We start from the raw sequence: 8,730 nt of genomic DNA, 5'->3' as shown, positions 1-8,730 counted from the left end.
TCAATCCGCAACTCGTGCTGATGGACGAGCCGCTGGGCGCCCTAGACAAGCGCCTGCGGGAGCAGATGCAACTGGAGATCAAGCAGCTGCACGAGACCATGGGCATCACCGTCGTCTATGTCACCCACGATCAAAGTGAAGCGCTCACCATGTCGGACCGCATCGCCGTGTTCAACGATGGCATCGTGCAGCAGATCGACAGGCCCGACGCGCTGTATGAGCATCCGGTGAACAGCTTCGTCGCCCATTTCATCGGCGAGAACAACGTGCTTTCCGGCACCGTCGAGACGGTCGAGAAACAATATTGCCGCGTTGTGCTGGCGGGCGGCGGCGCCGTGACCGCACGAGCGGTCAACGTATCAGGCGCGGGCGCATCGACCTCGCTGTCGGTGCGGCCGGAGCGGATCGCCATCATCCCGGATGGCATCTCCAGCGACGAACCGAACCGACTGCCGGCCAAGGTGCAGAACACCATCTACCTCGGCGACCACGCGCTGGCCGTGCTCGACGTCGCCGACAACAAGGAGTTCATGGTCAAGCTTCAGCCGGGGACACATGACAGCCTGAGAGCTGGCAGCCTTACAGCTGGCCGCCTGAGACCTGGCGATGACGTGTTCATCACCTTCCGCCCGGAGGACTGCCTGGCCCTCGATCCCGTCTGATCCGACCATGCAGCATCGCTCCAAGGTGGGCGGACCTGGACCAACCAAGCTCAACGCAAGTCACGTGAAGAAGAAGGAACAAAGACCATGCTGAAGCGCAAGATTATTCTGGGTTTGGCCGCGGCATTCACCGCCAGCGCGACGCTGGCCACGGTCGCGCAGGCGCGTGACCTCACCGTTGTGTCGTGGGGCGGCGCCTATCAGGATGCCCAGAAGAAGGTCTATTTCGAGCCGTTCAAGAAAGCGACCGGTGTTCCCTTGAATGACGAGTCCTGGGACGGCGGCGTCGGCGTGTTGCGCGCCAAGGTGCAGGGTGGTGCCGCCACCTGGGACGTCGTCCAGGTCGAGAGCGACGAGCTGGCGGTTGGCTGCGAGGAAGGCCTGTTCGAAAAGCTCGACTATTCGAAGATCGGCGGCGAGGCCGCCTATATCCCACCGTCGGTCAATCCTTGCGGCGTCGGCGCCATCCTCTACGATTTCGTTCTCGGCTACGACAAGGACAAGCTCAAGGAGGCCCCGAAGGGCTGGGCCGACTTCTTCGACACCAAGAAGATCCCGGGCAAGCGTGCCCTGCGTCAGGGGCCGAAGACCACGCTGGAGATCGCCCTCATGGCCGACGGCGTCGCGCCAAAGGACGTCTACAAGGTGCTGGCGACCGACGAGGGCGTCGAGCGCGCGTTCAAGAAGCTGGACACCATCAAGGGCGACATCGTCTGGTGGAAGGCCGGCGCTCAGCCGCCGCAATTGCTCGCCTCCGGCGAGGTGGCAATGACCTCGGTCTACAATGGCCGCATCGACACCGCGAACAAGAACGAGAAGAAGAATTTTGGCATGGTCTGGGACGGAGCGCTCTTCACCCTCGACACTTGGGTGATCCTGAAAGGCAGCCCGAACAAGGACGCGGCCTACAAGTTCCTGGACTTCGTCGGCAAGGCTGAGAACCAGTCGAAACTGTCGGAGAACATTGCTTATGGCACCTCGAACAAGGACGCAGCCGCCCTGCTCGCGCCTGCTGTTCTGAAGGACCTGCCGACAGCGCCTGACAACATCAAGAATGCGGTGGAGATCAATGTTGCCTTTTGGCTCGAGAACATCGACCGCCTGACCGAGCGCTTCAACAAATGGGCCGCGAAATAGCGTCCCCACAAAGCTCGACCCAAGGTTAGACCAATGACGGATGCGCTCTTGACCGGCGCCCATGGCCCGACCGAGGTGCCGCTCAAGCGCCGATTGCGGCGGGCGGAGCGAGCACGCCAGGTCAAAGCATTGGCGCTGGTTCTGCCGCTTCTCGTCTTCCTGCTCTTCACCTTCGCTGGGCCCATCGCCGGCATGCTGTGGCGTGCCGTCGATGACCGCGAGGTGCGTCTGGTTCTGCCTCAGACCATCGCGGCTCTCGCCAGTTGGGACGGCAGGGATCTGCCGGACGAAAAGGCCTACGCGGCGCTGGCGGGCGACATCATGGCGGCGCGCGATTCCGGCACCATTGCGATTGCGGCCAAGCGGCTCAACTACGCACTGAACGGCTTCCGCACGATCCTGACCAGCACCGCACGCAATCTGAAGACTGCGCCCGAGCCCGGCACGGCGAGGGAGACGCTGGGCAAGATCAACCCGGCCTGGCGCGAACGCGCCACCTGGACCACGATCAAGGACGCCAGTGGCCCCGTGACCGGCTTCTATCTTTTGTCGGCGCTCGATCTGACGCGGAACGTGGACGGCGCGATTGTCGCAGCTCCGCCCGATCAGGCCATCTACCGCGACGTTTTCGTCCGCACCTTCCTCATCAGCCTCAGTGTCACGGTGCTGTGCCTGATCCTTGGCTTCCCGGTCGCCTACCTGCTGGCGGCGCTGCCGCCCGGCCGGTCGAATTTGCTGATGATCTTCGTCCTGCTGCCGTTCTGGACGTCGCTTCTGGTCCGCACCTGCGCCTGGATCGTTCTGTTGCAGGGCAAAGGCGTCGTGAACGACAGCCTGCTCTGGCTTGGCATCATCGACGAGCCATTGCGCCTGATCTACAACCGCTTTGGTGTCTGCGTGGCCATGACCCACGTTCTCCTGCCGTTCATGATCCTGCCGCTGTACAGCAGCATGAAGGCGATCTCGCCTGCTTACATGCGTGCCGCCGCCTCGCTCGGCGCGCCGCCGCTCACCGCCTTCCTGCGGATCTACCTGCCTCAGACGCTGCCCGGCATCGGCGCGGGAAGCCTGCTCGTTTTCATCCTGGCGCTCGGCTATTACATCACGCCAGCACTCGTCGGGGGCGCCGCCGATCAGATGATCAGCTACTTCATCGCGCTCTACACGACCGAGACGGCCAATTGGGGCCTTGCTTCGGCACTGGGTGCGGTGCTGCTGCTCGCCACTATTCTGCTCGCGCTCGTCTACGGAAAGCTGGTGCAGGGACAGCAGGTCACGGGAGGGATGAAGAATTGAGCGACAATTCCTCCATCCGCACGCCGAGCCAGCGCATTGCGTGGACCGCGACCATCGTGATCTCCACGCTGGTGTTCATCTTCCTGATTGCGCCGATCCTTGCGATCATGCCGCTGTCGTTCAGCTCGGGCTCGTACCTCACCTATCCGCTGCCGGGCCTCTCGCTGCGCTGGTACGACGACTTCATCAATTCGCCGCGCTGGATGAATTCGCTGAAGAACAGCATGATCATCGGTGTCGCCTCGACCCTGCTGTCGATGGTGCTCGGCACGCTGGCGGCGTTAGGGCTGGCGCAGTGGAAGAGCCGGTTCAAGCCGCTCGTGCTGGCCTTCGTGCTGTCGCCGGTCGTCGTGCCCGGGGTCATCACCGCGGTCGGTCTCTATTTCTTCTTCGCGCCGATCGGATTGACCGGCAGCTATCTCGGCTTGATCCTGGCCCACACCGCGCTGGCGACGCCCTTCGTCGTCATCACGGTCGGCGCGACGCTGCAGAGCTTCGACACCAATCTGGCCCGCGCTGCCGCCTCGCTCGGTGCCTCGCCGCTTGACGCCTTCCGCCGCGTGATCCTGCCGCTGATCCTGCCCGGCGTGGCATCGGGGGCCCTGTTCGCCTTCGCGACCAGCTTCGATGAGGTGGTGATCGTGCTGTTCATGGCAGGTCCCGAGCAGCGCACCCTGCCGCGCGAGATGTTCAGCGGCATCCGCGAGAACATCAGCCCGACCATCACGGCGGCAGCGGTGATCCTGACGACGGTCTCGGTCATCCTGCTCGCCACCCTGGAAGGCCTGCGCCGGCGCAACGAACGGCTCAAGGGCAGCAGCGCGTGAGCTTCTTCCTTCTCCCGGGGAGAGGGTGAAAACACTGCCGCGCCCTGCTTATTTCTCAACCCTCCTCGCGCATTCTCGGGCTTTGCTCCGGGGACAGATTGTCGTTAGAACGGTCCCCGCAACAAAACCCAAACAACAACGCTGAGGGAGAAACAAAATGCAAAAGCTCATCGCCGCGATCGCGGCCGGTCTCGCGCTCGCCGCCACGTCAGGCGCCGCCCAGGCGCAGATTTCCGACGACGTCGTCAAGATCGGCGTGCTCACGGACATGTCGAGCCTCTATGCGGACGCGACCGGCAAGGGCTCGCTCGCCGCCGTGGAGATGGCGGTCGCCGATTACGGTGCCAAAGTCGCGGGCAAGCCCGTGCAGGTGGTCTCCGCCGATCACCAGAACAAGCCCGACGTCGGCGTCAACATCGCCCGCAACTGGTACGACAACGACAAGGTCGACGCGATCTTCGACGTGCCGACCTCGTCGGTGGCGCTGCCGATCTCGGCGTTGACGCGCGAGAAGAACAAGATCCACATCAATTCCGGCGGCGGCTCATCCGATATCACGGGCGTCGCCTGCTCGCCCAACACGGTGCACTGGACCTACGACACCTATGCGCTGTCGAACGTCGCCGGCAAGGCGATGGTCAAGCGCGGCGAGGACACCTGGTTCTTCGTCACCGCCGACTACGCCTTCGGCATGGCGCTGCAGCGCGACGCCGCCAACGTCGTCAAGGAGAGCGGCGGCAAGGTGCTCGGCGAGGTCCGCCATCCGCTCAACTCGTCGGACTTCTCCTCCTTCCTGCTCCAGGCCCAGGCCTCCAAGGCCAAGGTGGTCGCACTGGCCAATGCCGGCGGCGACACCACCAATGCGCTGAAACAGGCGGCCGAGTTCGGCCTGACGGAGGGCGGCCAGAAGATGATCGCCTTGCTCATGGAGATCACCGACGTTCATTCGCTCGGCATCAAGTCGACGCAAGGCCTGATCATCACCGACGCGTTCTACTGGGACACCAACGAGGAGACGCGCGCCTTCTCCAAGCGCTTCAACGAGAAGGTCGGTCACATGCCGACCATGATCCAGGCGGGGCTCTATTCCGCGACCATGCATTACCTGAAGGCGATCGACGCCATCAAGACCGACGAGGCACCGAAGGTGATGGAGCAGATGCGCAAGACACCGGTCAACGACTTCTTCGCCAAGAACGGCAAGATCCGCATCGACGGCCGCATGGTCCACGACATGTATCTGTTCGAGGTCAAGAAGCCCGAGGACTCCAAGGGCGAGTGGGACCTCTACAAGCTGATCGCCACCGTGCCCGGCGACGAGGCCTTCCGTCCGCTCGACAAGGGCGGCTGCCCGCTGGTGACGCACTGAAGTTCTTCTCCCTCTTCCCGCTTGCGGGGAGAGGTTGGGAAGAGCACGACAGCGCGCCCGGCAAAAACCGGGCGCGCTTCGTTTAGCCGTTCAGAGCCGCGTTACTCCGAGTATTTGAACTCGGGCATGTTCTTCAGCTCGTCCTTGCTCGCATTGAACACGGCGTGGTCCGGATACCATTTCGACGCGGACGTGGCCGTCGTTGTCGTCGCGGGCTTGTTGTCGGTGCCGGTCGCGGCACCCGTCGTGGTAGTCGCCGCGGGCCGGTTGGCTGCGCTGTTCGGGCTGTTCCCGGCAGCGCCGGTGTAGGCAACCGCCTCGTTGACGAATTTCAGCTTCTCAAAGGGCACCGCAACCAGATGCTCGCCCAGGCCGAGGAAGCCGCCGACGCCGATCACAGCGATCTTGATGTTACCGCTCTTGTCCATCAGCAGATCGTTGATCGAGCCGATGTTCTCATTGGCGTCGTTATAGACCTTGATGCCGTCCATCTTGGACGTACGCCACTGTCCCGACGCGGTCGTGGTGGTCGTCGTCGCCGCGGCAGCCGGCGCCTTGTCGGTGGTGGCGGTCGGATTTTGCGCGAACGCAACGGTTGCGAGCAGTGCGGTACCGGCAAGACCGGCCGCGATCGATTTCATCAACATATTGTCCTCTCCTTCAGCAGAAAACTTGTGCGGAGAAAACAGCTCGGATCAGTCCCAGTTCCGCGCGTGCTGCAATTTCGTCGCGTGCTGCGCGAGCATCTGGGCTGCGTTCAATTGTTCCTAAGTCACTCAGGAACATTTCGCAGCGCACGATTTCGTGGATAAATTCATGCGGCGCGCGCGATCGCGATCGCCCACGGCGGCGAGCTGTCGCTGCACGACCCGGAGCCGCATGGGCCGATCGTGCGGATGCAATTGCCGGTACGGCAGCAGCCGCAGCTTGCGGCTTAAGCCATGATCCGGACCCGAAGGGTCGCGCCAGCGCAAAGTGTGCAGCGGTTTTCCGAAAAGATCAGGCCCGAAGACTAAACCTCAGGCCGCAAGCGGCGGGTGCGCGACGGCTCCCTCATCAAAAATCGCAACCGCCTCGAAGCGATAATTGCAAGCACGGCATGTCCAAAGATAGGAGATGCGTCCGTCGCCCGCCTCGATCCAATCAGGTTGGGGGATCGGCGCGCCGCATTGCGCACAGGGATTTTGCCTGGGAATGTCGCCGATGTGTGCCTTCACCACGTTTGCTTTTGTCATGGCACCTCTCCCGATTTGCGCCGCTCTCTTACTCGCTTTCGGGCCCGCACGCGAATAGACAGGCCCGCTGTCGCGAATGACGGCTTCGTCTGCATGACAAGCCCTACGCCGGCCTTGCGTCCGAATGACGGCTCTGCGCTGCAAAAACGTAATCGGAGGCGTTTCGCCACATCATCGCCGCGTTCGCGGGGCCTAACGCGAGCGGGCGCAGGTGAGCGGTGCCGAGGAACATTTGATGAAAATTTTACATGTCGCCGCGCTGCTCGCGGCCGGACTGACGTTGCCACAGGCCGCATTCGCGGGCCAAGCGGAGTACGCCGAGATGGTCGCGGCCCATGCCCGCGCCAACGGCGTGCCGGAGGCGCTGGTGCATCGCGTCATCATGCGCGAAAGCCGCTATCAGCCCGGCCTGGTCGGCCATGGCGGCACCATCGGGCTGATGCAGATCAAGCTCGCGACCGCGCGCGGGGTCGGCTACACCGGCGACGCCGCCGGCCTGCGCGATCCCAATACCAACCTCACCTATGCCGTGAAATATCTCGCCGGCGCCTATCACGCCGCCAATGGCGATCACGCCCGCGCCGTGCGTTATTTCGCCGGCGGCTATTACTACGCCGCAAAGCGGCAGCGGCAGGAGGCCGTGCAGGTCGCCAATACGAGCGAGGCCAATATGGGCGCCCCTTGGCTCGAGCCGAACGGCAATCCGCAGCCGATATTCGGCGCCGCGCCGCACAGGAAGCTCGCCCAGCGCGTCCGCAACGCCCGGGCGCAGGCGCCCAGGTAAGCGCGGTTCCCGCCCAAGCGCGTTGACCACCCTGCCCTGCTGGCATACATTAGAGCCGTTCCGAGGGGTGCTCCGAGGAGGAGCTGAGATACCGCTAAATGGGCAAATCCGCCCAGGACCGCGGTGACCCTTTGAACCTGATCCGGGTCATGCCGGCGAAGGGACAGGGATGTTGCAGACGACCAAGCGACCGGATTCCCCGGTATCCATCATCGGCGCAGGCATCGCAGGCGCCTGGCAGGCCTTGCTGTTCGCGCAGGCCGGCCACGCCGTCACCTTGCACGAGCGCGGTGACGCCGACATGACCGATGCCACCAGCCATTGGGCCGGCGGCATGCTCGCGCCCTATTGCGAGGCGGAAGTTTCCGAACCGATCATCTCCAGGCTCGGCCTGCGCTCGCTCGACATCTGGCGGCGCGAGCTGCCCGACACGCCCTTCAACGGCTCGCTGGTCGTCGCCCACCCGCGCGAGCGCAGCGACTTCGAGCGTTTTGCCCGGATGACCGAGGGCCATCGCCGGCTCGATGCCGCCGGCCTTGCCGAGCTCGAGCCCTCGCTCGAAGGCCGCTTCCGCGACGCGCTGTTCTTTCCGACCGAGGGCCATGTCGAGCCGCGCCGCGTGCTCCCGAAACTGCACGAGCGCATCCGCGCCGCCGGCGGCACCATCAAGTTCGAAAGCGACGTCGCCGCGGCCGAACTCGCAAAACTTGATCCTGAAGGCATCGTGATCGACTGCCGCGGCCTTGCTGCGCGCGACGAGCAGCCCGGCTTGCGCGGCGTCAAGGGCGAGATGATCCTGATCGAGACCAGCGAGGTGCAGCTTGCGCGGCCGGTGCGGCTGATCCATCCGCGCTGGCCGCTCTATGTGATCCCGCGCGAGGACAATCTGTTCATGCTCGGCGCGACCTCGATCGAGGCCGAGGACACCGGCGTCAGCGTCCGCTCGGCGCTGGAGCTGTTGGGCGCGGCCTATGCCGTGCATCCCGCCTTCGGCGAGGCCCGCATCGTCGAATTCGGCTCCGGCCTGCGCCCCGCTTTTCCCGACAATCTGCCGCGCATCGGCATTCGCGGCAACACGATCAGCGTGAACGGCCTCTACCGTCACGGCTTCCTGATCGCCCCGGCGCTGGCCGAGCTGACGCTTGGCTTTGTCGAGCGCGGCCAGATCGACAATGAGGTGATGCAATGCGCGTGATCGTGAACGGCGAGCAGCGCGAGGTGAATTCGGCCAGCGTCGACGCGCTGCTCAGCGAGCTCGACTACGAGGGCACCCATTTCGCGATCGCGCTCAACTACGACGTCGTGCCGAAGAGCCGCTGGGCCGAGACGGCGCTGAAGCCCGGCGACGAGATCGAGATCATCACGCCGCGGCAGGGAGGGTGATGATGATGGCGCGCTCGCCGAACACTCAGCTGTCATC

Annotated in this window: 10 protein-coding genes and 1 riboswitch; of the genes, 8 read left to right on the top strand and 2 right to left on the bottom strand. The window is 64.1% G+C overall.

The genetic code is table 11. The features are described from left to right. The 5 genes from IVB32_RS23990 to IVB32_RS23970 all read left to right on the top strand — a co-directional run. Nucleotides 1-662: ABC transporter ATP-binding protein (locus IVB32_RS23990; RefSeq protein WP_247411669.1), on the top strand; the 662-nt coding region annotated here is incomplete at its 5' end. Between the two features lie 87 nt (nucleotides 663-749). Next, entirely contained in the window at nucleotides 750-1,799 is a 1,050-nt protein-coding gene (locus IVB32_RS23985) for an ABC transporter substrate-binding protein (RefSeq protein WP_085385377.1), read from the top strand. Nucleotides 1,800-1,832: 33 nt separating this feature from the next. Continuing rightward, nucleotides 1,833-3,095: an ABC transporter permease gene (locus IVB32_RS23980; RefSeq protein WP_247294943.1), complete on the top strand. Its 1,263-nt coding sequence runs from the start codon at nucleotides 1,833-1,835 to the stop codon at nucleotides 3,093-3,095. Continuing rightward, on the top strand, nucleotides 3,092-3,922 hold the full coding sequence (locus tag IVB32_RS23975; protein WP_018454162.1) for an ABC transporter permease: 831 nt from the start codon (nucleotides 3,092-3,094) through the stop codon (nucleotides 3,920-3,922). The genes IVB32_RS23980 and IVB32_RS23975 overlap by 4 nt, the downstream gene beginning before the upstream one ends. A gap of 157 nt (nucleotides 3,923-4,079) precedes the next feature. Next, nucleotides 4,080-5,291, top strand: a complete 1,212-nt coding sequence (locus IVB32_RS23970; protein WP_018454161.1) for an ABC transporter substrate-binding protein — start codon at nucleotides 4,080-4,082, stop codon at nucleotides 5,289-5,291. A gap of 101 nt (nucleotides 5,292-5,392) precedes the next feature. On the opposite strand, the gene IVB32_RS23965 is transcribed toward IVB32_RS23970, so the two are convergent. Beyond that, nucleotides 5,393-5,938 carry a PRC-barrel domain-containing protein gene (locus IVB32_RS23965; RefSeq protein WP_247370187.1) on the bottom strand — a complete coding sequence of 182 codons (546 nt, stop codon included), beginning with the start codon at nucleotides 5,936-5,938 and terminating at the stop codon, nucleotides 5,393-5,395. Between the two features lie 372 nt (nucleotides 5,939-6,310). Then, nucleotides 6,311-6,526, bottom strand: a complete 216-nt coding sequence (locus IVB32_RS23960; protein WP_018454159.1) for a hypothetical protein — start codon at nucleotides 6,524-6,526, stop codon at nucleotides 6,311-6,313. A gap of 235 nt (nucleotides 6,527-6,761) precedes the next feature. Here IVB32_RS23960 and IVB32_RS23955 point away from each other — a divergent pair, with 235 nt between their 5' ends. The 3 genes from IVB32_RS23955 to thiS all read left to right on the top strand — a co-directional run bounded on the left by IVB32_RS23955 (nucleotide 6,762) and on the right by thiS (nucleotide 8,693). Then, nucleotides 6,762-7,310 carry a lytic transglycosylase domain-containing protein gene (locus tag IVB32_RS23955; protein ID WP_247294945.1) on the top strand — a complete coding sequence of 183 codons (549 nt, stop codon included), beginning with the start codon at nucleotides 6,762-6,764 and terminating at the stop codon, nucleotides 7,308-7,310. Nucleotides 7,311-7,363: 53 nt separating this feature from the next. After that, a riboswitch (TPP riboswitch) is annotated at nucleotides 7,364-7,492 on the top strand. Continuing rightward, nucleotides 7,480-8,505, top strand: a complete 1,026-nt coding sequence (locus IVB32_RS23950; RefSeq protein WP_247294948.1) for an FAD-dependent oxidoreductase — start codon at nucleotides 7,480-7,482, stop codon at nucleotides 8,503-8,505. Its footprint overlaps the riboswitch before it by 13 nt. Then, complete coding sequence (gene thiS, locus IVB32_RS23945; RefSeq protein WP_085349129.1) at nucleotides 8,496-8,693, top strand: sulfur carrier protein ThiS; 198 nt, start codon at nucleotides 8,496-8,498, stop codon at nucleotides 8,691-8,693. Before IVB32_RS23950 ends, thiS begins: the two co-directional genes overlap by 10 nt. Nucleotides 8,694-8,730: the final 37 nt, after the last annotated feature.

This window comes from Bradyrhizobium sp. 23 (assembly GCF_023073295.1).
In the GTDB taxonomy this organism is placed as follows: domain Bacteria; phylum Pseudomonadota; class Alphaproteobacteria; order Rhizobiales; family Xanthobacteraceae; genus Bradyrhizobium; species Bradyrhizobium canariense_D.
This window is presented reverse-complemented; position numbering and strand designations above follow the sequence as displayed.